Origin of the sequence: Halioxenophilus sp. WMMB6 (genome assembly GCF_033283405.1) — a bacterium.
In the GTDB taxonomy this organism is placed as follows: domain Bacteria; phylum Pseudomonadota; class Gammaproteobacteria; order Pseudomonadales; family Cellvibrionaceae; genus Halioxenophilus.
Genome location: NZ_JAWMQR010000002.1, coordinates 659,490 through 683,496 on the forward strand (window position 1 = coordinate 659,490; position 24,007 = coordinate 683,496).

The window sequence follows — 24,007 nt, forward strand, 5'->3', positions numbered from 1 at the left end:
CACGACATCAACTGCTCGTTAAATAGGAGTTACCAGAGCATGTCCAGTCGCAACGCCGCCACCGACAACATTGATGAGTTTGTGGTTAAAAATCTGATTAAAAATGAAGATTTTTTTCTGGTTTATCAAAAAAAAGTCTCCATTGGCGACCCCTCCGAAGTGGTCGGCATGGAGGGCTTGCTACGCTTAAAAACAAAAGGCTTTGAATCACAATCGCCACTGGTTTTTCTGCCGGTCTTTAAACGCATGGGGCTTTTCCCAACTCTGACCCTATCGATGATCGATAAGTTAGTTGGCGACTGGAAGAGTTGCAGCACCACCGGCCTGGAGCCAAACATCACCATCAATATTGATTTGGCTCTGTTTGAAGATCTCGCCTTTATCGACAAGCTGCTGGCCCGCCTGGAGCGCTCGTCTATGCCACTGGCGAAGCTGACGGTGGACATTATTGAGAGCAGCACCCTGCAGGCACTGGAGCGGGCGCAAGCGGGGCTGTCGCTGTTGAAAGGCGCCGGCAGTAAACTGGCTATAGAGGCGACCGGCAATGCCGAACTGCTTGAAAACTGGCCGGAGCGCAATCAGATTGACGAGATAAAATTACCGCGCTTCTTCTTTGGCGACCCGCAAAATAATCTGGAGAACCGCGCACATATCCAACGCTATCGCGCGATTGCCGACTCAATCAATGCCGAACTGACCGCCGTTGGTGTGGAGAGCGCCGAAGAGACCAACTACTTGGCATCATTGGGCGTTAACTCGGCACAAGGCTTTATGTTCGGCCGGCCATCGCCGCTAAGCGCTATGGACCAGAACTCTCATTTCGCCTGTAGCTATAACCTGGATTGCAATATTGTCCTGGTGGAACACAACCTGGGCTTTCGCGGCAACCTGGTCAGTTTTCTGCCGCACGGCTTTAGAGTGACCACGGTCAACGGCGAGCATTTAAGCGCAGACGAAATCATCAAACTCAACGCCGACCTGCTGATCTTTGAGGTCGACGCCCCCGACAATCGCGCGTTCCAGCTATTGGATGACCTCTCCACACGCGACGACTTTGACGGCAGTTCAACCCTGGTGGTCGCCAAAAGTGACGATAAAAATCTCTACCTGCGCTGCTATGAAGCCGGTGTCTATGCCTTCATCCATCAATCCATGCCGGTGATGGAGACCCTGGCCATCATCAACCGCTCACTCAACGCCCGGGCAGCCAATCGCAAAATATCCCAAATGGCAAAAAGCTCCTCTGAGCTGGCCATGCAGTCCATGCGCGACGCTGCCAATTACGGTGAGATTGTGCAACTGATGAAAGCGATCTGTGCCGCCAACGATGAGCAAGAGATCTCGAAAGCGCTGTTTCGTTACATGCACCAGCACAACCTGCTGGCCAGTGTGGTCTTTTTTGATGGCGACCGCGTCACCAGTTACGACTCCAAACATATTCACTGCCGGCCCACCGAGCTCAACGTATTTGAGGTACTACGCGATAAAGGCCGGCTCTACGAGTTTGGCAACCGCATCGTGGTCAACGGTAAGCTGTGCTCTTTTCTGATCAAAAATCTGCCGCAGGATCCAGCCGAAAAAGGTCAGATCCGCGACTATGTTGCCGCCATTATTGAATGTATGGATGCCCGCTACGAATGCATCATCCAGGCGAGCGCCATCGAACGGGCAGTGGAGGATTTAATGTCTATCTCGCTTACCGCGGTAACCCAGGTTGAGGCCTCCAGCAATCTGCGCCTGGAGATGATCGATACCCTAAACACCGAAATCGGGCTCAGTTTCCATCTGTTGGACCTCACCATCGAGCAGGAGAATTACCTGAAGAATCTGGTGAGCAAGTTCCTAAACGAGCACAGCTGGCAGGAGGACGCCTCCTCACATCTGGTGGAACGACTGCAAACCACGGTAGAACACCTCTCGCTACTCACCAAACACAAAGAGCCGGCAACGGTTGCCGGCGACGACAACCTGGACGATGACGTCGAGTTATTTTAATCCTTAAGCCGACTTAGCTCGCCGGTTAAACCGGCACCGGCCAGTCAACTCAGAAGCTTTTACTACCGCTATTTATTCCCCGGCGGGCCAGCGGCCACTCTGGCCCGCACTTTCGCATACCCGGCCGAGCCATTACTATGGCCCCTCATCGCTTAAACACCGGTGGCCACACGCAGCCGGGCACAAGCCAACCGAGTCTTCTTCACTATGTTCTATCGCCTGCTCCAACTGGTGGCCGCCCTATGTCTGGCACTCACCTTAGCGGATTGCACCAACACACTCTCACCGGCTATACCGCCGGCGGGGTACAGCGCGGCACACAACACTCCAGACGATGCCGCACCACTACGACAGTGGTACGCCATACGCTTGCGAATCGCCGCCGACGAGGGGGGGAATATTCGCTGGGATATGGATCCGCTGCTAGCCCATGAGCTGTTCGCCAAGCTGATCGACCAGCACTATGAGGCGCTGCCGTTGTGGCGGTTTCACCGCCGGGCCGGCTCGGATGCGGCCGGCCATCAATTCAGCTTTCTATTTTTTACCGATGCGCAGACCGCCACCAATCTGTTTGCCCAGATCCAAAACAATGGCTTGGTCGAGCAGGCACTGGCCGCCGGCTACTTAACGCAAGTGATTACCCAAAGCGAGGCCTACCCCGACGCCGAAAATCTGGCCGCCACCAGCGATCAACACTGGTCACCCTCTCTGCAGGCGCAGTGGCCACTGTTTATTATGGGCGTCAGTGCCACCTGGTTAGGCATGGTCGATGACGCACTGCCAGCCGCAACAGTAGAGGAGGAGAGTTTCGAACAGCTGCTGGCGCGTTACCACAGCGCCAATGAGCAGGTCAGTGAAATCTGGCGCAATGAAGGGCAGCACGCCTTCTTCCACCACATCAGCGCCATCTTTGGCTACCAGCCGATCTTATTTGGTAATTTAATTCAGTTCTGACCCGCTCGCCGGCCAACCAACGAGTGAGTACAGGTAGGCGGGAATATTCCGGCCGCTTAGAAAATGCTCTGCAGCACCAGGAAACAGAGAGAGGCCAAGAGGGCGGCGGCGGGCAGCGTGATCACCCAAGCCAGTGCTATCGGCTTCATCAACCCCCAGTTAGCCTGCCGGTTAACCAAACCCACCCCCAGAACCGCCCCAATCAAAATATGGGTACTCGAGACAGGCAGGCCCAGCAGTGAGGCCAGCATCACCACTACCGCAGCAGAAAGCTCGGCGGAAAAGCCGGACGCTGGGTGCATTTTGGTAAGGTTGTGGCCCACCGTTTGAATCACCTCTTTACCGATAAACCAAAGGCCGACAATCAGTGCCACACCAAAGGTAAGCATGGCCACCGAAGGGATGCCGGCCGAGGAGCCAATCTGGCCGGTTTTCAATACCTCCAAAATGGCGGCAAAAGGGCCAATGGCATTGGCGATATCGTTAGAGCCGTGGCTGAAGGCAAAGCCGGAGGCAGTGAATACCTGCATCCAACTGAACATCAGAAAGGTGGAGCGCTCCAGGTCGGAGCTCTTTAAGGTTTTAGCAAAGACAAAGGTGGCCAGCCAGATTACCGCACCTACCATCGCCATCACCAGGAAGTTACTGAGGGTGGATAGCCCCAGGTGCATGTGTTTCAGACCTTTGAACAGCATCATGGCGGTGATCACCATACCGCCCAGGGCGGCAATCAGCGGTACCCAGTTCTCCAGCGCTTTATAGGCCGCGATGGAGGTGGCGCGCTGTTCTATGTGGTGCAGCTCACGAAAGTATTCAGATTCCAGGTCGGAGGCATCAAAATCCCGGTCCTGCCAGACAACCGCGTCGCGGGCCATGGCACCGGCGTAGGCTACCTGTTGCAGCTCTCCCAACCGCTCAAATGCCTCCTTATGTTGTTCTCGGTGCGCTTTTTTCTCCTGGCGGATTCCATTTAGCGCCAGAGAAGCCTGCTCGTTGTAGCGCAGGATGTGATCTTTGATGGTTCTGAACAACACATAGGAGACCAACCCGCCCAACAACGGTGACAGCACCCAGGAGATAGCAATTTGACCAATCTTACTCCAGCGCACCAACGCCCAAGGGGAGCCGGCGTCGGAGAGCATCCCTCCTAGAGTCACCGAGCCACCGACAATACCGCCGATAATGGCGTGGGTGGTAGAGACCGGCCAGCCCATTTTGGTGGCGATCAACAACCAGACAGCCGCCGCCAGCAGAGCCGACATCATGATGTAGACAAACTGCATCGGCTCCAGGTGTACCGAGGAGAGATCGACAATGCCCTTACGAATGGTCTCGGTCACTTCACCGCCAGCAATCACCGCACCACTCACCTCAAAAATAGCCGCCACCAGCAACGCCTGCTTGATGGTGAGCGTGCCGGCACCGACGCTGGTACCAAAGGAGTTGGCGACATCGTTACCGCCAATAGTGAAGGCCATAAATAGGCCGAACAGCGATGCCAGAAAAAAGAGCAACACGTGGTTATATTCTGTGTAGGCCAAGCCCCAATAGAGGAAGTAGCCAGCGAAGCCGAGCATCAGGCACGCAAAGAAGAGGCTAAATTTGGAGATACCGGGTGAAACTGTGGCCAGAGGAGAGCCGAAAGAAGAGTGATTAGCCATACCGCGCCTTAACAAACCAACATTCTGCAGGTGGTTACCAGTGACAAATAGGTGTAGATATTAATAACCTGTTTGTTACAAAAAGATGACAATGCGACAGGCAATGCTCACTAACCCGCGCATTAGCGGGCGATTCCACCCGATACATCCCACGTCCCGGTCACCGGGCCGGCATTATAGCCTGATTCCCATCAGAGGTGGCTCCCAAATCAGAAGCCTTACCGAGCCTGTGCCATCCCAAAACAGTCGTCTCTCCCCGCTGACACACAAAAGCAAGATACTCGTGACATACTTGACCCAAGCGGCTAGCAGAGTTGCCTGGGGAACCACATCGCAGCGACGGCAACAACACCCGCGACTGACCCGCTAGACCCAACGCCAACAACCAGTGACAGGGCAAGCACCGCAGTCGGTAATCCAGCTGGCGCGCGCTGGCACAACCTGTGCGTGGTGCACCGCCAACAGTGCAATAGATTAATTTGGTTAATTCCGCAGTAAGGTTTCAATGAATAGACAACTCCGGCCGCTGTCGCGTCGCCAGCTCTTAATAGGTGGCGCCTCTTTGGCCTCGCTCGCCCCCAGGGCCAGCAATGCCATCCAATTCCCCGAACAGCAGTACCCCTTTAACTCGACTCAGACTACCGATGCTGAAGCGCTGGCCAGTGACGAAGCCTACTGGCGTTACGTGGCCAGCTTCTATGACCGAACCGAGGGCATTATCAATTTGGAGCACGGCTATTGGGGCAAAATGGCGCAGCCGGTGGAGGCCACCTACCTGGCGGCGACCCGAATGGTTAACCAGCAGAACGCCTACTACGCCCGCAAAGGCTACCCCGACGACCACCGCGCCGCGACCGGGCTCGCGGCGACGGCACTGGCTGTCGCAGCAGACGAGTTGGTGTTAACCCGCAACGCCAGTGAATCCTTCCACAGCCTGATCCGGCAGTACCGCGGTTTAACCGCCACCGACGCCATTCTCTGGGCCGATATCGACTACCCCGGCTTTAAGCAGGGCATGGCCTGGCTGGCCAAAGAGCACGGCTGCAGTGCCGTGCAGTTGGCACTGCCAGCCCAGGCCGACCAAGCCACGCTACTGCGGCACTATCTCGATGCCTTCGCTGCCAACCCCAACCTGAAACTCATCCTGCTTACCCACGTCAGCAATCAGCACGGCCTGCGCCTGCCGGTGCGGGAGATAGCGGCCGCCGCCAAAGCCCGGGGGATCGATGTGATCTGCGACTGCGCCCAATCCTGGGGGCTGCTCAACTTCACCCTGCCCGAGCTCGGTGTCGACTGGGCGGTGTTTAATCTGCACAAATGGATTGGCGCCCCGGTGGGTGTCGGCGCCCTCTATATGAAACGCGGCAGTCTGGCCAAGGTGGCCCCCTTCCCCGGTGAAGCGGACCCGGACAACAGCCGGGTCTATACCCGGGTGCATCTGGCCACCGCCAACTTCGCCAGTTTTCTGGCCGTACCCGCGGCGCTCGATTTCCACCAGCGGGTGGGGCCAGCCAACAAGGAGGCTCGCCTACGCTACCTGCGCAATTTGTGGGTGAGTGAAGCCGAACAGTTGCCGGCGATAGAGATGTTGGGAGCCAGCGAGGCCGAGACCAGCACCGGCATGGCCGCCTTCCGCCTGCGCGGCCAAAGCCAGCTTGAGCAGCTGCAAGCCCTGCAGGCGCGCCTGGAAAACGAATTTGGAATTTTTACCGTGGTGCGCAAGGGGCTGGCCAGTGGTTGCTGCATTCGCGTAACACCACAGGTGTTTACCAGCCCAGATGAGATAACGGCATTGCTTGCCGCCTTAAAAAAGCTTGCCTAGCTCGCAGCCAGGGGGTTGCGCCGCCAGTTGCCTGGCTGCGCGCGGGCGACGGCTGCCAACGCAAACCATCGCCCGCACACCACACACACCCTCGAACCTTGGGCAGCCAATTCGGCCGCCCACGACCGACAATTACAAGAAAACAAACTTGGCCACAAAGATGGCACCAATGACATACACCACCGGCGGACAGGCGTGGGGCCGACCGCAGATCACCTTGATCACCGCGTAGGAGATAAAGCCAAGGCCGATACCATCGGCGATGGAGTAGCCCAACGGCATGGCAATCGCAGCAATCACTGCCGGTGCGCTTTCGGTGTAGTCGTCCCACTCCAAGTCGGCCAGGCTGCGGGTCATCAGGCAGGCAACAAACAGTAGTGCCGCCGCAGTGGCGTAGGCGGGCACACTCTGCGCCAACGGCGCAAACAGCAGGCAGAGCAGAAAGAAGATGCCACAAAAGACAGCGGTCAATCCGGTACGGCCACCGGCTTCCACACCGGCGGCGCTTTCGATGTAGCTGGTGGTGGATGAGGTACCCATCAGCGCGCCAAAGGCGGTGGCGCCGGAGTCGGACAACAGCGCCATGCCCAGGTCCGGCAGGGAGCCATCCTTCTTGGTAAGGCCGGCACGGGTGGAGACACCCACCATGGTCCCCGCGGTATCGAACACATCGACAATCAAGAGGGTGATGATGGTGGTAACCATGCCCACCTCGAACGCGCCTTTAATATCCAGCTCAAAAAATACCGGGCCGATGCTGGGCGGAGTGGAGATCACCCCCTTGAACTCAACACTGCCGGTCAGCCAGCCGATGGCGGCCACAAACAGCATGCCCACCACCACGGCGCCGGTGAACTTGCGGTAGGAGAGTGCCGTGATAATGGCAAAGCCACCCAGGCACATTAGTGCGTTAAAGCTGGTGAGATCGCCCAAGGTGACCAGTGTCGCCGGGCTGTCGACCACAATGCCGGCGCTGCTTAAGGCAATAATGCCCAAAAAGAGGCCAATACCCGCCGACATGCCCAGTTTTAAATTCCTTGGGATGGCGTTGATCAACCATTCACGGACCGGCAGCACGCTCAAAATAACGAAGATCACCCCCGACAGAAACACCGCGCCCAGCGCCACCTGCCAGGTATGACCCATACCCAAAACAATGCCGTAGGTAAAAAAGGCGTTCTGCCCCATACCCGGCGCCTGGGCGATGGGGTAGTTGCCCAACACTCCCATAACAATAGAGCCAAACGCCGCCGCCAGGCAGGTAGCCACGAATACCGCTCCAAAATCCATACCGGCATCCGATAGAATGCCAGGGTTTACCACAGTGATGTAGACCATTGCCAAAAAGGTGGTTAACCCGGCCATGGCTTCAGTGCGAATGTTGGTGCCTCGCGCTTTCAGTCCAAAATAGTTCGCAACATATTCCATAAGATTTTCACTTATCCAAAAATTAACGGTCGCCCGGCCAGGGTTACCACAGCACGCAGACGCAAGTGGGCGATTATTGACTAAAGCCCAGGGCAAAGACCAGAACCGACCAGCACCAGTGCAAAGCAAAAAATAAACCAATTGGTCAGGATTTTGCCTGTAGCAACCGGTATTCAACGCTAGCCACCAGCTGCCCCCCTCTGCCAGGACCAGGCATTACCGCCAAGCCCTAACCGAGCAGGCCGGCACTCTGTGAGGATGACCCATTGCGCACCACCGCCATCACCCATGCCCGCATTTACACCATCGACCCAGCCTTCTCGGTCATTGCCGACGGCACCATCGTTTTTGATGAAAGCGGAATTCTGGCCCTGGGACCCAGCGCCACCACACCCAGCCCAGAGGCGGCCGAGGTCATTGACGGACGCGGGCGATTGGCGGTACTGCCCGGGTTTATCGACGTCCACTCCCACTCCAGCCTGCTTAAGGGTTTCACCGAAAATGCCCAGCTGATGGATTGGCTGCCCGAGTACCAGCGCGAACACCAGACCTTAACCGAAGCCGACGCCTACCACGCCTGCCTGATCAGCTACCTGGAAGCCGTCAAAGGAGGCACCACCACGGTCATGGACATGTACCGGTTTCTGCCCCAGGGGGCCAAGGCCGCCCAGCAGTTGGGGCTGCGCGTACACCTGGTGCCCTACGCCGCCGATAACCCCAGCAAGCCGTTTTTTGAAACCCTGGAGAGCAGCATCGCCCTAATCGAGCACTGCCAGGCCCACTACGACCCGGCCATGGTCACCCCCTGGCTGGGTTTGGAACACATCACCTACTGCTCACAAGCGATGTTCCGCCAGGTGCGCGAACTGGCCGACCACTACGGGGTAAACATTCACAGCCACACCAGCGAACAGCAGGAGGAGGTGGCGGCGGTGCAGGCCCTGTTTGGCGACCGCCCGGTAGCACTGTTCAACGACTGGGGCATTCTCAAACCCGGCAGCGTGCTGGCCCACTGTGTTTGGCTAGATCAACGCGAGATCGAAATTCTGGCCCACACCGGCACCGGTGTTGCCCACTGCCCCATCAGCAATATGAAATTGGCCTCCGGCCCGGCGCCACTGGCCAAACTGCGCGACGCCGGTATCACCATTGGCCTCGGCAGCGACGGTGCCATCTGCAACAACTCGCTGAGCATGTTTGAAAATATGAAAACCGGCTCGCTGCTGCAGAAGGTGACCCACCTGGACGCCACGGCGGTATCCGCCGAACAGGCACTGCGCATGGCAACCATCGACGGCGCCCGACTGCTGGGTGTGGAACAGCGCGTTGGCTCACTGGAGCTGGGCAAACAGGCTGACCTCTTCACCCTCGACCTATGGCAACCCCACCTGCTGCCCATCGCCGAGTTCGACGGCCACGACCCGGTGTTGTGGAACCTGGTGTTTGCCGCCCAGGCGGCGGATGTGCAGAGCGTTTGGGTGGCAGGACGGCCAGTAATGCAGCAAAGGGAGCTGGTTACCGTCAATCAGGATGAGCTGCTGGCGCAGGTGCACCGGCAGACCTTGGACCTGCTCAGCCGCCGACGCCAGGTGCAGGGCATACCGATGGTCTAGAGCGATTAACAGACGGGCGGCCCCGGGCGCCAGAGCCGGCCTTGCTATACTGCATAGCAGTTGTAGCACCCATTCACCCGCACACTGGAACCCCCATGCCCAAACACGCTCTGGCCGCTGGTCTCTGCTTGCTGGCCGCCAACTTGTTCGCCGCCGGCGTCTTTGCCGACGACTGCCCGTTGGTGGGCACCTGGAAGTCCGACAAGGGCAAAACCATCGCCGATGTCTACCGCTCCAAACTACCAGCCACAGCCAAGACGGCGCTCACCAAGATGCTTGGCAAAATGGTGGTGGAGTACCCGGACTGTACCCAGGCGAGTTACACCTTCGAGGGGCAAACCACCACCTCCCAACTGGAACTGGTTAGCTACAGCGGCAACACTGTCATCCTGAAAGACCCCACCAACGGCGAGGAGTCCAACATCCAACTGGAGGGTGACTGCTACTCGGTGGTGATGGCACCGCTGGCCATCACCGAGTACTTCTGCCGGGTTAACTAGGCTGGCAACCACGCCTTTACCACCAATTTCGCCCACCATCTTTTTTGCCGGCAAAATTTGGATTACACTCCCGCCCCTCAGGCATGCGGCAACCGTTTTGGCCTGAAATCGGAGTGTAGCTCAGCTTGGTAGAGCACTGTCTTCGGGAGGCAGGGGCCGGAGGTTCGAATCCTCTCACTCCGACCAAGCCCGCACTATCCTCCCCGCCCCCCATTTAACCCTCCCAGCCGGGAAACCAACTGCCCGCTTCACTTGTCGGAGAGTTCTGCCCGCTTAAGCCAGGCAGCGAATAGCCGGCGATCAGTTCCACTCGCTTGTGGCCACTGCAGGTGAACCTCGGCACAACCGTCATCCGCTGCTGTGACTACTGTTCGCAGGTGTTTTTTGTTGTAATAGCTGGCGCAGAGCACAGACGCCACCCGGGCCCTGTGCCGAAAATTGTCTCCCCCGGCCGAGCCGGGGAATAAGCAAACCGTAAAAACGGATAAATCTAGGAGAGAAACAGTGATAAGAATAATGACCACCACCTTGGCCGCCCTTACTCTGACAGCCAGCACCGCCTTCGCGGGCGAATGCACAGCCCCAGAGCTTCCCACCATTCCCGATGGTGCCAGCGCCAACATGGAAGCCATGGTGGCCGGCAAGAAAGCGGTATCCGAATTCCAGGCGGGCAATACCAACTACCTGAACTGTTTAAACGTAGAGATTGAGGCAGCCAAGGCCGCCTTCGCCAGTGAAAAGGATGAGACCAAAAAGGTGGCCGCGCAGAGTAATTATCAGGCACTGCTCGACACCTATAACAAAGCAGTCACTGCGGAAGAGAGCCTGGCGGCGGAATTTAACACGGCTATCCGCGCGTACAAGGCCGCCAACCAGTAACCCGCCTCAATACCCCGCCTCCGCCCACGGCCCTAGTCTGCCCTGGCCAGGCGCCGGGCGATTACCTCAGCCATGAGTTGCCGAAACCAACGGTGCTCGTGGTTGTCATCCTGACGCCGGTGCCAGGTCAACATAATCGGCACCGGCGCCAGCGCCACCGGCGGTTCCGCCAACCACAGCTGTTCCACACTCTCGAGCCCCATCAAAGCCCGTTCCGGTAAGACGGCCAGCAGATCGCTGTTTAACAGGATTTTGGGCACCACCGAAAAGTGATTCACCGTTACCGCGATACGGCGACTCAGTCCCAGGTGCTGCAGGGCCAGGTCGACATGACCCAACGCCTCGTCGGAGTGGGAGACCAGTATGTGGCGAGCGGCGATAAAATCTTCCAGTGAGATAGCACGACCGGCCAGCGGGTGCTGCCGGCTCATCGCCAAACACAGACGGCCGTTATAAGCGATCAAGGAGCGTAGACTCCCCCCCGCTTCAACCTCCGGCCCCATCGCGATATCGATACTGGCATCACGCAATTGTTGCTCGGCACTGCGCTGGCTGAAGGGGACAGCATAGAGATTAATACCTGGGGCCTGCTCGGCCAGCGCTGAGGTCAACGGCAACCAGAAGAGGTCGACGGTGAGATCGGTGGCCGCCACCCGAAACTGGCGCTGACTGTCGGCGGGGTTGAAGGCTTGGTTATCCAGCGCTCGCCGCAGAGTGTGTATCGGCTCGCGCACCTGCTGCCACAGGCTGTGGGCAAAGGCGGTGGGCTCAATCTGACGCCCCTTTTTAATAAACAGTGGGTCGGACCAGAGCACCCGCATCCGGGCCACGGCATTGGAGACGGCGGGCTGGGTCATATTGAGGCGATCGGCCGCACGCGAGATGGAGGACTCCATCATGATCGCATCAAAAATATAGAGCAGAGAGAGATCCTGGTTACGCATTCGGCGCCGCCATCAGTAACCCCGCGCCATCGCTAAAACACACCATGTTTAAAAGCTCACCCGCCATAATTTCGTATCACCTGTCGCTGCCCGAGCTCCCCGCCGGCAACCAGACCCGTTACCCAAAGCACCTAATCATCACTAAAAATGATGACAACTATACAATATTTAAATTTATTTTATGTATTTTGACGATTTAGACTGCCCGGCAATCACTGAATCAGCGCGCGCAGAAGGCGCCTCGCTACCGAGAGCTCAAGAAAACCATGATACCCGTTCGCTACACCCCTATTCTCTTCTCCCTGCTGACCTCCTGCTTCATGTCCTGTTTTATGAGTCTGGTGATCAGCGCCGTTAACGTGGGCTTCACCGCTGCCCTGCCAGGCATCTGGTTACATGCCTGGAGCTTTGCCTTCAGCGTTGCCTTTCCCACCATCCTGCTGATTGCCCCATTGGTAAGACGCCTGGTGGGCCTGTTGGTCTACTCGCCGCCCACCCAACCGGAAATCACCGGCGTCGTCAGCTGCAAATCACAGTAGGCAGAACCAGCCTCGTACGCATACACGGATTTTAATCCGACATTTCATCCTGGGCCTGGCAAAGGCATACTATTGCCTCTTTTGGCAACGGCACTCACACCTCCAGGCATGAAGATCCAACCCCTGTGCAGTAAGCTCATCATCACCCTCGCTGGCATCGTTTTGGGGATAATGGTGACCACAGCGGCCGGGCTGGAGCTCTACGCCCACCTGCAGCCCCGCCTCTACCCTTGGCACCAGGTCGAGCTCGATGAGGAGTACGGCCCGGACAAGTACCAGAGCGTTACTACCTTTGAGCAGTATCTGGCGCTGGAAGAGCGCCTGTTCAACCAGCTGGAGCAGACGCTCTATCAGTCGCTGCCGAAAGATCTACAACCTCTGGCTGGGCGTTTTGATCACACCAGCGCTTTTGATTCCAACACACTGGCAAATAGCGATGATGGCATCGCCCCGGTCAACTGGAACCACAGCCAGATTTTGCCGGTTACGGCACCGAAAGCGGCCTGTCTGTTAATTCATGGCCTCTCCGATGCCCCCTACTCACTGCACCAGTTAGCCACCACCCTGCAAGCACAGGGTTGCTGGGTGGTGGCGGTGCGCCTGCCCGGTCACGGCACGGCTCCAGCCGGCCTGCTGGCAGTACAGCGGGAGGATTTTCAGCGGGTGGTGCGCATGGCCGCCGGCTACCTCCGGCAGCAGGTGGCTGATGACCGTCCCCTCTATCTGTTTGGCTACTCCATGGGAGCCAGCCTGGCTCTGGATTACGCCATCGCCCGGGCGGAAGGCGAGGACTCTCCCAAAGCCGACAGCCTGGTGCTCTTCTCCCCGGCCATCGGCCTTTACGACATCGCCCAATACTCACCCTGGCAGGAGCGAATATCACACCTGCCCGGCCTGAAAAAATTGGCCTGGAACAGCGTAGCGACCGAATTTGACCCCTATAAATATAACTCTTTTGCCATTAACGCCGGGGCCCAGATCTATACCCTGACCACCAACCTGCAACAGCGGCTGGCAGAACTTGCCGAGCAGCAGCGCATGGCGGAGCTGCCCCCCATTCTCGCCTTTATGTCAGCGGTAGATGTTACGGTCAGGTCGGATGCCACCGTCGATAAGCTGTTTCGCCTGCTCGACGGGCAGGATAACCACCTGGTGGTTTATGACATCAACCGCACACTCTACACGCCGCTGCTGTTTACCACCGATGCCCACCAGGTTACCAGCGACCTGCTCAGCCAACCCCTCGCCTGCCGCTTCACCTTAATCAGCAATCGCACCCCGGATTCCAGTAGTGTCGATGCGATGTACAGCTTCGATGGCAAGATTGAGCGCGAGCCGCTGGCCGAGCCCTGGCCAGCACGGCTGTTTTCTCTGGCCCACACCTCGCTGCCGTTCAGCCCTGACGATAGCCTCTACGGCGCCGGGCAGCCCTTTGACGGCAAGAGCGCCGCCTTAGGCCAATTTGATCTGCTGGGCGAGCGCGATGTGCTGACCATACCCAACGGCCATCGAGCCCGTTTGCGTTACAACCCCTTTTATCAATTTCAGGAGCAGACGGTGCTGCACTTTGTAAATCTGGCGGCCACCACTCCCGACTAAACCGAGCACTGTTTCACAACGCCCATCATCCGCAAAAAGCTAACAACAACGACAACAAGCTGTTCTATTTTTTGGAGAATCAACTATGACCAATAAGACTGCATTAGTGACCGGCGCCGGCGCCGGAATTGGCCGCGCCTGTGCTCTGCGCCTGGCACAAGATGGTATCGCCATCGGCGTTTTGGACCTCAACCTGGAGTCTTGCCAGGCGGTGGTGGCAGAGATTGAAGCCGAAGGTGGTAAAGCAATTGCCCTGCAGGCCAGCATCGCTGATCGCGCCCAGGTAACGGCCGCAGCCGACACACTGCGCGCAGCCTTTGGTCCTATCACCATTGTTGTGAACAATGCCGGCATCTCTAACTTCATCCCGTTTGAAGAGCTTACCGATGACGATTGGGACATTATGTTCGAGATTAATACCAAGGGGACCTTTATCGTCACCCAAGTGGTGTTACCAGATATGAAAGCAGCCAGCTGGGGGCGGATTATCAATATCTCCTCCTCCAGTGCACAGACCGGCAGTATCGAGCAGGTGCACTACTCCGCCTCCAAGGGTGCGGTGATCTCCATGACCCGCTCCCTGGCCCAGGCGGTTGGTCCCTACGGTATTACCGTCAACAACATTCCGCCGGGTGCCGTGATGAATACCATTATGTCTGAAGCCAACAAGCACCGGTTCAAAATGCCGATGGAGACGCTCACCAAGATGATCCCGGTAGGCCGCACCGGCGTACCTGAAGATATCGCCAACGCCTGCGCCTGGCTGGCTTCCGAAGCGAGCAGCTACGTGACTGGCCAGACCATTGGTGTTAATGGTGGCCGGGTGGTCTCTTAAGCGTTCGAAAGGGACAGGCCAAACTGAACGGGTTTGGCCTGTAAACTCCTTCAAAATTGTCTGCCGCCGAGCGAACAGCTACTCGATCAAACAGCAGCGTGTGCAACCCAAATTTACCTAACAACATTAAATCGCTTAAATTCAAACTTTCTAAATTTGAAAGCTCTAATAAAAACTTTTAGCTACTGCCGCTGGGTTATAAGGTTACCCTACACCGAAACCGACCGGTCACTTAATGGCTATTTCGACAGTTTTTTCCCGCTAACTTAACCGTTAAAGATAAATTCCCTCGCACTCATTATTTTTTTGCAGTGGGGTATTTACATGTGAACCACAACTGTTTTTAATCGACCAGTTGCAATTGATATTTCTCAACCCGGTTAAGGTTGTCGGCCTCGACTTTCAGGCTGGACCTACTCGATGTTGCATCAATTGCCCCGCTTTAGAGGTACTGCTGCTTTGTTCCGGCAGGTGGTATGGATTGGGCGCCTCAGCGAGGTGTATAAAGGATTATGTGGCGGATTACTCCTCTCATTATTGTCGCCGTTATAGCTTGTGCAACGGCTACGGCTATCGGCCTCTACTTTGATGACCCCATCGCCGCTGTGGCAGAGCGGGGCGTTATTACGCCCATTGCATTTGTGGCCGCCACCTTGGCAAACGCCACCGCCGTGGGCGGCGGATTTCTCTTTTTCCCACTGTTCGTCTACCTGTATGCGCTCTCGCCGGTATCCGCACTTAAGCTGAGCCTGGCCACACAAGCCTTCGGCATGAGCTCCGGAGCCCTGGGCTGGAGCCGTAAGTTTATTGATAAAACCGGGTTTGTGACGGGTAGTAGCGGCGGTCTGACGGGGCTTGCCATCGGCACCTTTGTCTGGCAAATCCCCTCCGCCCACATAAAGCCTTTTTTTGGCTGGATATCGATTGTTTTCTTTTTCGTAATTCTGGCTGAGATCAAACTCGGCACACTGGCACACAACAGTAGTATTGATTCGCGCAATCTACGCAAAAAATTGGGGCTGCTGTTTACCGCCTTTTGTGGCGGATTGGTAACCGCCTGGGCCGCAATCGGTGTCGGTGAGTTTATTGCTCTCTATATGCTGCTTGCCTATCGTGTGAAATTTCAAGTTTCGGTGGGTACCGGGGTGGCGGTCTTGGCTGTCTGCTCCATCGCCGGTTTGCTATTTCATATAAACCTGGGCGGCATACCCTGGGACTACCTAATTTTTACCGCCCCCGGCGTTATGCTCGGGGGCTACACCGGTGCCTGGATTGGCCGCAACATCCACCGCTGGCGACTCAAAGCGAGTCAAACTGCCATGGCACTGAGCGATACCACCGAAAATAGCGCTTCGCTTAAATGGATCTTTTCCATTGTCGTGCTGATAGATGGCGTTTCGATCTTGGTTAATCACTATCTTTTTTGAAAGCTGACTCAGCCCATGTACCGGGCTTGGTTTTACTGTTTGGAAAGAAGGTTCGAAGGCATCTCAAAATAATGGCGGCAGCCGTCAATGCTATTTTGAGATGGTTTCGAGTGAAAAGGGCTCCCAAAGGAGCCCGTTAAGCTGGAGGGAATCAAAGTGGAAAAGAAAGTTATTGTTGTCGGCGCCGGCCTTTCAGGCTTAGCGGTATTGAAAGAGTTACTCGAAGCTGGACTGGATGTCACCTGCTATGAGATGAATAGCGATATCGGCGGTGTCTTCTCGGACATGGCCTCTTACGATTCGGTGATGTTAACCGTTTCCAACCATTTTATGGCTTACTCTGACTACATGCCCTACGAGGAGCCTACTCGATTCTGGACCCGCAAAGAGTATAAAGACTACCTCGATCGTTACGCCGAACACTTTGATCTGCGCAAACACATCCGCTTTGGTTACAAACTATTGCAAGTGGAAGATCCGGAAGGGAGCTGCACCCTGCATTTTGTCTCCAACGATGGCGAAACCATCACCGAGCAGTGCGACAACGCTGTTATCTGTTCCGGCCAGTTCCAGGAGCCCAATATTCCCATGCTGCCTGGGCTGGACACCTTTGACGGTGAAATACTGCACTCATCAACCTACACCAATGTTGAGCAGTGCCAGCATTTAAAGGATAAAAACATCCTCTTTTTTGGCCTGGGTGAATCAGCGGCAGACGTGGTTACCGAAATCAGTGCCATTGCCAAACATTCAGTACTGTCCATCCGCAGACCACATGTCTTCTCCGACCGACTACCCGGAGGGGTACCCATTGACGTAATACAGAGCCGCTTTTGGCATAGTCTCCCAGCGCCAATAAAATCCAGGGCCGTGCGCAATACCTGGCAAAGAGTTGCCAACAACAACCCCGAGGGTTCAGCCCGTCATCATATGGGCACGCATATGGTCGGCAGCTTGGATGAACCAGGCTCTGTGGTCACTAAAACCGAGCGTATCTTTGAGGCCGTTAGCCGCGGCATGGAGTTGGATGTTGGTGGCCTAAAGAGCATCAATGGCAAAACTGTCACTTTCAACTCCGGGCGTGAAGAGGAGTTCGACGCGATAGTACTCTGTACCGGGTTTAAACTGTCGTTTCCGTTTATGGAGACACAATACCAATTTAAGGATATGCGCGATCTTTTTTTACAGGTTTATCACCCACAACTAAAAGAGAAAGTGGCCTTTATCGGCTTCGCCCGCCCGCAACAGGGCGGCGTACCGCTGATGGCCGAGATGGCAGCCCGCTACCACGCCCTGATACTTACCGGCCAAAAAACTCTGCCCCAAAATCTGCCCGAACTGGCCCAGGCCGATAAGATGATGTGGCAGAAAGAATTTTACGAAACACCGCATGTTTCAGGTTTGGTGAATGGCTTACGTTACAACGAAAAATTGGCCCGACTGATTGGCTGTGAACCCCCTAAGCCCAGCTTCTTCAATCTCAAACAATTTTTTATCTACTGGAATCACCACATCTGGCCAAGCCAATATCGCCTGGTAGGTCCGGGAGCTCGCAAAGAGGCACAAGAGCAGTGGATGAAATCTCTTAACGGGGCCAAGAAGGAACCTACCACCCTGAAAGAGCGTGCCCGCTTTGTACTGGGCTACCTCTCACTCCGAATCCGCTCTGCTCTAACGCACGACACTCACGCCAAGTGGCGTCCGTTTTAAGTTGCCCCGCAAGTGGCACGTCGGCGATACTCCGCAATCGCCGGCGTGCCCAACGACCACTCAAAGCCTTTCTCTATTTTATCTTTCTGCCACCTTGCCCCTCACCTTCAGCCGATAAATTATCTATACTTGCCGGTAGTGCCCTAGCTGACTCTTCAATAATAGCGATAACAATCAAGGAGACACCATGGAACCACGTAATCCAACCGACCACATCGCCATCCTCTCCCTCATGATGGTAGGCGTGTTAACCAAGCGGCTGAAAGAAGTTGGCCAGCTCGATGACGACACCTCCCGGCACCTGCACAAACTGGTGAAAAGTGTCGGCGAGCACGCTGAAAGCCTGGGCATTGAAGACTTAAGCGCCCTGTTCCACAATATCGAGCGCACACTCGCTTAAACAATATCGCGAAGCAGTGCCCAAGGTCGACCAACGGTGGTAATCGCTACCGGGGCTTTACTCGTTCCGACTCACCGCAACCACTGACGGGTGGCGCATTATTGGCATGACGATAAAATTATCACCCCGTTTGGTTCTATTATTACTCGCCCTGCTGCTGTTACTGCTGGGATTGAGCCAGTTCGCTCCCAAGGCAACCCTTTCTTTTGTTGGGCAACCCAGCCAGACCTTTTCTCGCCACTACCTGGCCCGCAAGGCACTGTTTGATCAAGCTCGGGAACAAAGCACTGTGGCCTTTGTTGGCGACAGCCTCACCGAAGGTATGCCGTGGCAGCAGATACTGCCCAACACAACCACCGCCAATCGGGGCATCAACGGCGACACCCTGCCCGGTCTACAAAATCGCCTCGATTCAGTCTTCGCCACCGAAGCCAGATGCGTGCTGGTAATGATGGGAATCAACGATTTAATGCAGGGCGAGAGCGTAAAACAAACCCTGGCGAGCTATCGTGATGTAATTAGTACGCTGGCCCGCAGACACCCTCGTATCGTTATCCAGTCCACCCTGCTGACCACCAACGATCAACTCAATCAACTGGTAGTGGAATTAAATGAAGGGTTAAGGCAATTGGCTAGCGAGTTCAGCAATGTCGAGTTCATCGACCTTAATACCACTTTGGGGGAGAACCATCGCCTGCGCACCTCCTACACAATGGATGGGGTTCATTTAACCAACGAGGGCTACTCAGTGTGGCAGCAACAGATTGAGCCGGTTATTACCCTCGCGCTAAGCACTCCCTGACCACTCACACCGCGGTGAATTCGTATCAGCGGCCGCGCCGCATTAAAGCATTACCCGCTGCAACAGCAGGCGAACCGGCAACGCCCTGGCAGCACCAAACATCCGCCCGCGCGCCTCTCCCAGGCGAGCGCTGCAGAAGGCGTCGGCCAGGTCGCGCTCGCCATATTGCAACATTAATGTCGCCTGTAAGGCCAGGGCGATCTGCTCCACCAGTAAGCGACACTCCGCTTCCTCAACCGTACCGCCCTCCAAGCTGATCTTCAGCTGCTGGACCGCTTGGTCCAGATCGCGATTCTCCCCTCGCACCCGATCAAACTCGGTAAAGAGCACAGCGCCGCAGAGCGGCTCCCGCCGCAACGCGCGTAGCACATCCAAACATTGCACATTACCCGCCCCCTCCCAAATGGAGTTGAGCGGCGCCTGACGATAAAGACGGGGCATGGGGGTATCTTCCACATAGCCGATGCCACCCAGGCACTCCAGCGCCTCATTGACCAGCATTGGCGTGCGTTTGCAAACCCAATATTTGCCCAACGCCGTGGTAATTCTGGCCAGCGCCGCCTCCTGGGGATTGTGTGCCGCCGCATCCACAGCGTGCGCCACTCGCATCGCCAACAACACAGCGGCTTCGCTCTCCAACGCCATATCGGCCAGCACATTAGCCATGATCGGTTGGTCAATGAGTAGACGACCAAATACCTTGCGCTGACGGCAGTGATGCACCGCCTGCAATAATGCCTGCCGCATCAGGCCGGCGGAACAGGTGAGGCAGTCCAGCCGTGTTAGCGCCACCATCTCCAAAATGGTGGCTATACCACGCCCCTCCTCACCCACGCGCAGGCCCACGGCCTCCTGGAATTCAACCTCGGAAGAGGCGTTGCTCCAATCACCCAACTTATCCTTCAGGCGCTGTATCGCAACCCGATTGCGGCTGCCATCGGCCAGCAGACGCGGCACCAGAAAACAGGAGAGGCCCGCCTCGGCCTGCGCCAGCACCAAGTGGGCGTCGCTCATGGGTGCCGAGAAAAACCATTTGTGACCGAGCAGGGTATAACTGCCGTTGGCCTGTTTCAGGGCACGAGTCGTATTGGTGCGCACATCAGAGCCACCCTGCTTTTCGGTCATACCCATGCCGACGGTGCACCCCACTTTGGCCGCCATCGGCAACTCCCGGGAATCGTATTGCAGGGCGGTTAATTTGGGGCCCCAACTAACCGCCAATACCGCATTAAATTTCAGGGCGGGCAGAGCGGCGTAGGTCATCGACATAGGGCAGCAGATACCGCTATCGGCCTGATAACCGAGATAGAGCAGTGCCGCCCGCGCAACATGCGCACCCGCCTTGTCAGGGTGTTGCCAGGCAAAGCTGTGCAAACCGAACGCCATCGCCTTGCTCATCAACGCGTGATAGGCAGGGTGGAACTCGACCCGGTCGATACGACGACCATAGCCGTCAAAGGGAAGAAAGCGGGGACGATTCTGGTTGGCCTCTACCGCCAACGCCATTAATTCACCACCCACCAGCTCGCCATAGGCTTGCAGGTGATCTGCCGCCCAGCCACCCCCCAGGCTTTGCACGGCCGATTGCAAGGCCTGGTCCTGCTGCCAGGCGTTGTAATTGGTAAGCGGCTCAGGTTGATTTTCAATTCGATGAGTAACAAACGGGTTGTGATTATTCATTTTTATACCCCGTGTTGGATTGTAGAAAAGGTTATTAAAACGATTTATGCAGGCAACCAAAAATAATTAATCGATCCTTAACACGGCGTTTACAGAACCAATTTCACGGGCGAGGCACAGCACCGCGAGTTTAGTCAACTCATGACGCATGCGCGTATACCGCTACAGGCCGACAACAACACCCAGCGAGGTTCACTTAGGGCCTGTTAACACTAATTTAGCACCACACAATTAACGGGCATTGCGCCAGTTGACCGTTGCAAAGGTTTCTTTATCAAGCTGCATCAACCTGGCTCGGTAGTGAGCCTTATTATCAGAGTCATAATTGTTGGCAATCGCCTTCTCGAGATTGTCTCGGGCTTTGGCATTCTCGCCCAAGCCACTCCAGAGGGACGGACTTGAGTCATCGATTTTAGCAATCTTTCTGGTGAGTGCTTCGGCTTCAATTTTACGTTTCTGCAGCGGCAATAAAGTTCGCTAGTTTTTAAGAATCACCAACTTATTGGCATCTTGCATCAAAGCAAATTAGTCGATCGCCTCCGCCGACTGCCAACCCCCTAGCCGACGATAAATCACGGCCAGCGTTAACAGCCAGAAAGATTTCTGGCACCACCATTGGTAGCAACACACTCATAGGCCCTGCTCTCTGCTAACTGGGCGAAGGTGGTCACACCGTTGACGCAGGCACGAAATTACCGCCAATAAACTTGCGCGATCAACACTCGTTAACGAACATCCATGACCAGAACGCAATAAAAATTCGACGACCGATCAAGCCCCATAACAGTCACAGATTCTTAATATATTCTTAATATTTTTTTAAGTATCGTCACTCAAGATCACTCCTCCAGTCGGTTGTGTGGTGGAGGTAATGGTGAAGATACTGGTGTTATACGATGGTAAAGCTGGCCATTTAACGCAGGCAATGGGTGCCGCCAATTTAATTCGCACACGCAGCCCACAACCCGTATCGATTACCACCTGCATCGCCAAACCCAGGGTAAAACTGTTTAATCGGCTAACCCGACTGCTCGTCACACTATTACCCCGCCCCCTGTTACCACTGATTAAAATATTTTACAGCGGCAACATTGCCAGTGAACCCGCTGACCTGGTTATCTCTTTTGGTGGCAATAGCGTCGCACTGAACGTCGCCCTGAAACGCTACTGGCACAGTAGCAACATCGCCATTGGCAACCGCTACGGCTTAGCGTGTAAATTCTTTGATGCCGCCATTACCATGGCCGGCGAAACAGCTAACCCACACTCCGTCGCCAGCCATATCGCCTTGTGTAAAACCGACCCGCATCGAGCGGCGAAGTTGGGGCGCGAATTTACCACCACCCAGCCAGCACAAAAGCCAATATGGTCACTACTTATTGGCGGTAATGGCAGTGGTTATCAATACCAAAACAGCGACTGGCAAAAATTGGCTGAAGCCTTGGTCACTCTTAGCCATACACACGGTGTACAGTGGTTGATCACCAACTCCCGCCGCTCTGGATGCGCAAGCGAAACAACGCTTAAACAGGCCCTGACCGACGCGGTTTGCCTGCAAACCTACTTTAGTGGCGAGGGGAATCTCGGGGATATAGAAGCCATAATGGCCGCCAGCGAAAGAGTTTTTTGCACCGAAGATAGTCTCTCTATGTTGACTGAAGCCGTTGCCCTGGCCAAACCAGTGGTCACCCTGCGGCCAGAAACCGTTTATAGAAAGCGGGTCCACTCCACCGCCGTGGAGTACATGGCAGGGCAGGGTTTGATAACGTCTATGGCCATTGCTGATCTGGCTGAATACCGTCCGCAGGCTCACCCGGTGTTAAAATCCTACGAGGCTCACCTGGACGAAATTTACGATCAGTTGGCCAGATTGATCCAACCGATAACCAACCGCAGAATCAGCACCTTTGCCGATAGCGCTGTGGCCGTTGTGTAACTGTTTGGCCCAAAGCTTAATGCGGTAAAAGAGCGCCGCTGTGCGGCTGTTAGTTTTCAGCAGTTTTGTCTACCTGCAAGCACCAATTTTAATGTCCGCTAACTAGCCCTGGCATTAATTAGAATATTCCTCGGTGTTAATTCCCGCGGACAAAATTGTTCAACCTGCACCTGATACCCCGCCTCCTGCAGACAGAGAGCTGCATCCAGTACCAGCCACACCTCCAACGCCCTTCGATAACCATGGCGTACCAGTTGTTTGCGCCGTACCTGTTGCCAACGCTGTTCGCCAAGCTTCTGGAAATGTCGCCAGTCGATGTTGCTCGGCAGTGGCAGCTGTTTCCACTCCACCAATTTTCGACAGACCGATTCAAACCCCCAATGCACGGCAGAGAGTGGCAGTGACGGGGTGGGCAGGTATTCATCACAATTGCGCAGCTGACGTTGCAGTTGGTCGAAACCCAAGCGCCAAGCCGCCAGTTTGCGTGCTTGGATTAATTCCCGTTCGTGGGCGGTAACACTCTCCTGTACCGCCAGATGCAGCTCATCGCGGGTGAGCGTTAACGGCAGCCGCCGCCCCGCCTGCGACAGGGGTTGATAGTTCCCCTCAAGCCAAAGCGGATAACAGCAAGGCGCCAGCGAAATTGCCGCAACCGGTGATTGGCTAGCACGACGAATTAAACTGCGGTGCAGATCACCGCAGGCATGCAGTGCCACAACATGATTGTCCGGCGCCAATGTCAATCCTGCCTGCAACACATCGGTGGTCACAAACTGCACCGGGGCATGCTGTGACTCAGCCAACATTTTACCCTGGCGGCACAACTGCCAGTCGCGCTCTACACCAATGCAGGGCAGTCGATACCAAGACGATAAACTGCGTCCCAGGTGCGCCTTGCCCGAACACCAATCGAGCCAACAGGCTCCACCGGGTTGTATGGCACTGGCAAAAGCCTGAATCTGTTCAAATTTTCGGCCCGGAATTCCCGCCTGCCAGTGATTGTCGGCCGGCGACATCTTATAAACAGCAAAGGGGAGTTTTATCAGCTGCTCCAGGCTGTTCATTTGCGGTAGATAACGGCTCAGCCAGAGCAACAACTGCTGTGGCTGAGCCTCCAACGCCTCGACTGCGCTATCAGCAAGCGTTAAACAGGCATTGGCCAGCTCCTGATGACTCGACTGCCACGGCAAATCTGTCTCTTTAAAAGGCGCCGGATGCCAAAGGAGCCTATCTTCAGCCAGCAGATTGGTTAATGCGGTAAAGGTCTCTTCCATAGCAACGCA

At 55.9% G+C, this 24,007-nt stretch carries 20 protein-coding genes and 1 tRNA gene; 15 read left to right on the forward strand and 6 right to left on the reverse strand.

All coding sequences use genetic code 11. The annotated features are described in order from the left end of the window. Positions 1-39: 39 nt before the first annotated feature. Both SBL51_RS08490 and SBL51_RS08495 read left to right on the forward strand, forming a co-directional pair. On the forward strand, positions 40-1,995 hold the full coding sequence (locus tag SBL51_RS08490) for an EAL domain-containing protein (RefSeq protein ID WP_317930470.1): 1,956 nt from the start codon (positions 40-42) through the stop codon (positions 1,993-1,995). Between the two features lie 162 nt (positions 1,996-2,157). Further along, positions 2,158-2,949 carry a hypothetical protein gene (locus tag SBL51_RS08495; protein ID WP_317930471.1) on the forward strand — a complete coding sequence of 264 codons (792 nt, stop codon included), beginning with the start codon at positions 2,158-2,160 and terminating at the stop codon, positions 2,947-2,949. A gap of 56 nt (positions 2,950-3,005) precedes the next feature. On the opposite strand, the gene SBL51_RS08500 is transcribed toward SBL51_RS08495, so the two are convergent. Beyond that, the gene (locus SBL51_RS08500) at positions 3,006-4,610 is read right to left on the reverse strand and encodes an inorganic phosphate transporter (protein ID WP_317930472.1); all 1,605 of its coding nucleotides are present in this window, start codon (positions 4,608-4,610) and stop codon (positions 3,006-3,008) included. A gap of 505 nt (positions 4,611-5,115) precedes the next feature. Between SBL51_RS08500 and SBL51_RS08505 the strand changes: the two genes are divergently transcribed. Further along, complete coding sequence (locus SBL51_RS08505; RefSeq protein WP_317930473.1) at positions 5,116-6,432, forward strand: aminotransferase class V-fold PLP-dependent enzyme; 1,317 nt, start codon at positions 5,116-5,118, stop codon at positions 6,430-6,432. A gap of 132 nt (positions 6,433-6,564) precedes the next feature. Here the strand turns inward: SBL51_RS08505 and SBL51_RS08510 are convergent, their stop codons facing one another. Next, on the reverse strand, positions 6,565-7,860 hold the full coding sequence (locus SBL51_RS08510; RefSeq protein ID WP_317930474.1) for an NCS2 family permease: 1,296 nt from the start codon (positions 7,858-7,860) through the stop codon (positions 6,565-6,567). 266 nt (positions 7,861-8,126) lie between these two features. Here SBL51_RS08510 and SBL51_RS08515 point away from each other — a divergent pair, with 266 nt between their 5' ends. The 4 genes from SBL51_RS08515 (at position 8,127) to SBL51_RS08530 (ending at position 10,852) form a co-directional block, all read left to right on the forward strand. Further along, complete coding sequence (locus tag SBL51_RS08515) at positions 8,127-9,473, forward strand: amidohydrolase (RefSeq protein ID WP_317930475.1); 1,347 nt, start codon at positions 8,127-8,129, stop codon at positions 9,471-9,473. A 95-nt stretch (positions 9,474-9,568) separates the two neighbouring features. Continuing rightward, positions 9,569-9,973 (forward strand): hypothetical protein, encoded by a 405-nt coding sequence (locus tag SBL51_RS08520; RefSeq protein WP_317930476.1) that lies wholly within the window; start codon positions 9,569-9,571, stop codon positions 9,971-9,973. Positions 9,974-10,082: 109 nt separating this feature from the next. Further along, a tRNA-Pro gene (locus SBL51_RS08525) sits at positions 10,083-10,159 on the forward strand. Between the two features lie 318 nt (positions 10,160-10,477). Beyond that, on the forward strand, positions 10,478-10,852 hold the full coding sequence (locus tag SBL51_RS08530; protein WP_317930477.1) for a hypothetical protein: 375 nt from the start codon (positions 10,478-10,480) through the stop codon (positions 10,850-10,852). Positions 10,853-10,884: 32 nt separating this feature from the next. Here SBL51_RS08530 and SBL51_RS08535 read toward each other — a convergent pair whose 3' ends face one another. Continuing rightward, entirely contained in the window at positions 10,885-11,796 is a 912-nt protein-coding gene (locus tag SBL51_RS08535) for a LysR family transcriptional regulator (protein ID WP_317930478.1), read from the reverse strand. 266 nt (positions 11,797-12,062) lie between these two features. On the opposite strand from SBL51_RS08535, the gene SBL51_RS08540 reads away from it, so the two are divergent. The 7 genes from SBL51_RS08540 (at position 12,063) to SBL51_RS08570 (ending at position 19,108) form a co-directional block, all read left to right on the forward strand. After that, a complete protein-coding gene (locus tag SBL51_RS08540; protein WP_317930479.1) occupies positions 12,063-12,335 on the forward strand; it encodes a DUF2798 domain-containing protein in 273 nt (90 codons plus the stop codon). Between the two features lie 108 nt (positions 12,336-12,443). Beyond that, positions 12,444-13,934 carry an alpha/beta hydrolase gene (locus tag SBL51_RS08545; protein ID WP_317930480.1) on the forward strand — a complete coding sequence of 497 codons (1,491 nt, stop codon included), beginning with the start codon at positions 12,444-12,446 and terminating at the stop codon, positions 13,932-13,934. Positions 13,935-14,019: 85 nt separating this feature from the next. Further along, complete coding sequence (locus SBL51_RS08550) at positions 14,020-14,769, forward strand: SDR family NAD(P)-dependent oxidoreductase (RefSeq protein ID WP_317930481.1); 750 nt, start codon at positions 14,020-14,022, stop codon at positions 14,767-14,769. 512 nt (positions 14,770-15,281) lie between these two features. After that, positions 15,282-16,196, forward strand: coding sequence for a sulfite exporter TauE/SafE family protein (locus SBL51_RS08555; protein ID WP_317930482.1), 915 nt, complete (start codon positions 15,282-15,284; stop codon positions 16,194-16,196). A 156-nt stretch (positions 16,197-16,352) separates the two neighbouring features. Continuing rightward, positions 16,353-17,906 carry a flavin-containing monooxygenase gene (locus SBL51_RS08560; protein ID WP_317930483.1) on the forward strand — a complete coding sequence of 518 codons (1,554 nt, stop codon included), beginning with the start codon at positions 16,353-16,355 and terminating at the stop codon, positions 17,904-17,906. 187 nt (positions 17,907-18,093) lie between these two features. Continuing rightward, entirely contained in the window at positions 18,094-18,306 is a 213-nt protein-coding gene (locus tag SBL51_RS08565; RefSeq protein WP_317930484.1) for a hypothetical protein, read from the forward strand. A gap of 106 nt (positions 18,307-18,412) precedes the next feature. Next, entirely contained in the window at positions 18,413-19,108 is a 696-nt protein-coding gene (locus tag SBL51_RS08570) for a GDSL-type esterase/lipase family protein (protein ID WP_317930485.1), read from the forward strand. 42 nt (positions 19,109-19,150) lie between these two features. On the opposite strand, the gene SBL51_RS08575 is transcribed toward SBL51_RS08570, so the two are convergent. Continuing rightward, positions 19,151-20,788: an isovaleryl-CoA dehydrogenase gene (locus SBL51_RS08575; protein ID WP_317930486.1), complete on the reverse strand. Its 1,638-nt coding sequence runs from the start codon at positions 20,786-20,788 to the stop codon at positions 19,151-19,153. A 231-nt stretch (positions 20,789-21,019) separates the two neighbouring features. Then, positions 21,020-21,256, reverse strand: a complete 237-nt coding sequence (locus SBL51_RS08580; RefSeq protein ID WP_317930487.1) for a hypothetical protein — start codon at positions 21,254-21,256, stop codon at positions 21,020-21,022. Between the two features lie 403 nt (positions 21,257-21,659). Here SBL51_RS08580 and SBL51_RS08585 point away from each other — a divergent pair, with 403 nt between their 5' ends. Further along, on the forward strand, positions 21,660-22,724 hold the full coding sequence (locus SBL51_RS08585; protein WP_317930488.1) for an ELM1/GtrOC1 family putative glycosyltransferase: 1,065 nt from the start codon (positions 21,660-21,662) through the stop codon (positions 22,722-22,724). A gap of 98 nt (positions 22,725-22,822) precedes the next feature. On the opposite strand, the gene SBL51_RS08590 is transcribed toward SBL51_RS08585, so the two are convergent. Further along, the gene (locus SBL51_RS08590; RefSeq protein WP_317930489.1) at positions 22,823-23,998 is read right to left on the reverse strand and encodes a methyltransferase; all 1,176 of its coding nucleotides are present in this window, start codon (positions 23,996-23,998) and stop codon (positions 22,823-22,825) included. Positions 23,999-24,007: the final 9 nt, after the last annotated feature.

What these genes read in the sequence shown, in the direction of transcription:
- SBL51_RS08490 (WP_317930470.1), top strand. Translation starts at nt 40, where the DNA reads ATGTCCAGTCGCAACGCCGCCACCGACAACATTGATGAGTTTGTGGTT.
- SBL51_RS08500 (WP_317930472.1), bottom strand. Translation starts at nt 4,610, where the DNA reads ATGGCTAATCACTCTTCTTTCGGCTCTCCTCTGGCCACAGTTTCACCC.
- SBL51_RS08505 (WP_317930473.1), top strand. Translation starts at nt 5,116, where the DNA reads ATGAATAGACAACTCCGGCCGCTGTCGCGTCGCCAGCTCTTAATAGGT.
- SBL51_RS08510 (WP_317930474.1), bottom strand. Translation starts at nt 7,860, where the DNA reads ATGGAATATGTTGCGAACTATTTTGGACTGAAAGCGCGAGGCACCAAC.
- SBL51_RS08520 (WP_317930476.1), top strand. Translation starts at nt 9,569, where the DNA reads ATGCCCAAACACGCTCTGGCCGCTGGTCTCTGCTTGCTGGCCGCCAAC.
- SBL51_RS08535 (WP_317930478.1), bottom strand. Translation starts at nt 11,796, where the DNA reads ATGCGTAACCAGGATCTCTCTCTGCTCTATATTTTTGATGCGATCATG.
- SBL51_RS08540 (WP_317930479.1), top strand. Translation starts at nt 12,063, where the DNA reads ATGATACCCGTTCGCTACACCCCTATTCTCTTCTCCCTGCTGACCTCC.
- SBL51_RS08545 (WP_317930480.1), top strand. Translation starts at nt 12,444, where the DNA reads ATGAAGATCCAACCCCTGTGCAGTAAGCTCATCATCACCCTCGCTGGC.
- SBL51_RS08550 (WP_317930481.1), top strand. Translation starts at nt 14,020, where the DNA reads ATGACCAATAAGACTGCATTAGTGACCGGCGCCGGCGCCGGAATTGGC.
- SBL51_RS08555 (WP_317930482.1), top strand. Translation starts at nt 15,282, where the DNA reads ATGTGGCGGATTACTCCTCTCATTATTGTCGCCGTTATAGCTTGTGCA.
- SBL51_RS08565 (WP_317930484.1), top strand. Translation starts at nt 18,094, where the DNA reads ATGGAACCACGTAATCCAACCGACCACATCGCCATCCTCTCCCTCATG.
- SBL51_RS08570 (WP_317930485.1), top strand. Translation starts at nt 18,413, where the DNA reads ATGACGATAAAATTATCACCCCGTTTGGTTCTATTATTACTCGCCCTG.
- SBL51_RS08575 (WP_317930486.1), bottom strand. Translation starts at nt 20,788, where the DNA reads ATGAATAATCACAACCCGTTTGTTACTCATCGAATTGAAAATCAACCT.
- SBL51_RS08585 (WP_317930488.1), top strand. Translation starts at nt 21,660, where the DNA reads ATGGTGAAGATACTGGTGTTATACGATGGTAAAGCTGGCCATTTAACG.
- SBL51_RS08590 (WP_317930489.1), bottom strand. Translation starts at nt 23,998, where the DNA reads ATGGAAGAGACCTTTACCGCATTAACCAATCTGCTGGCTGAAGATAGG.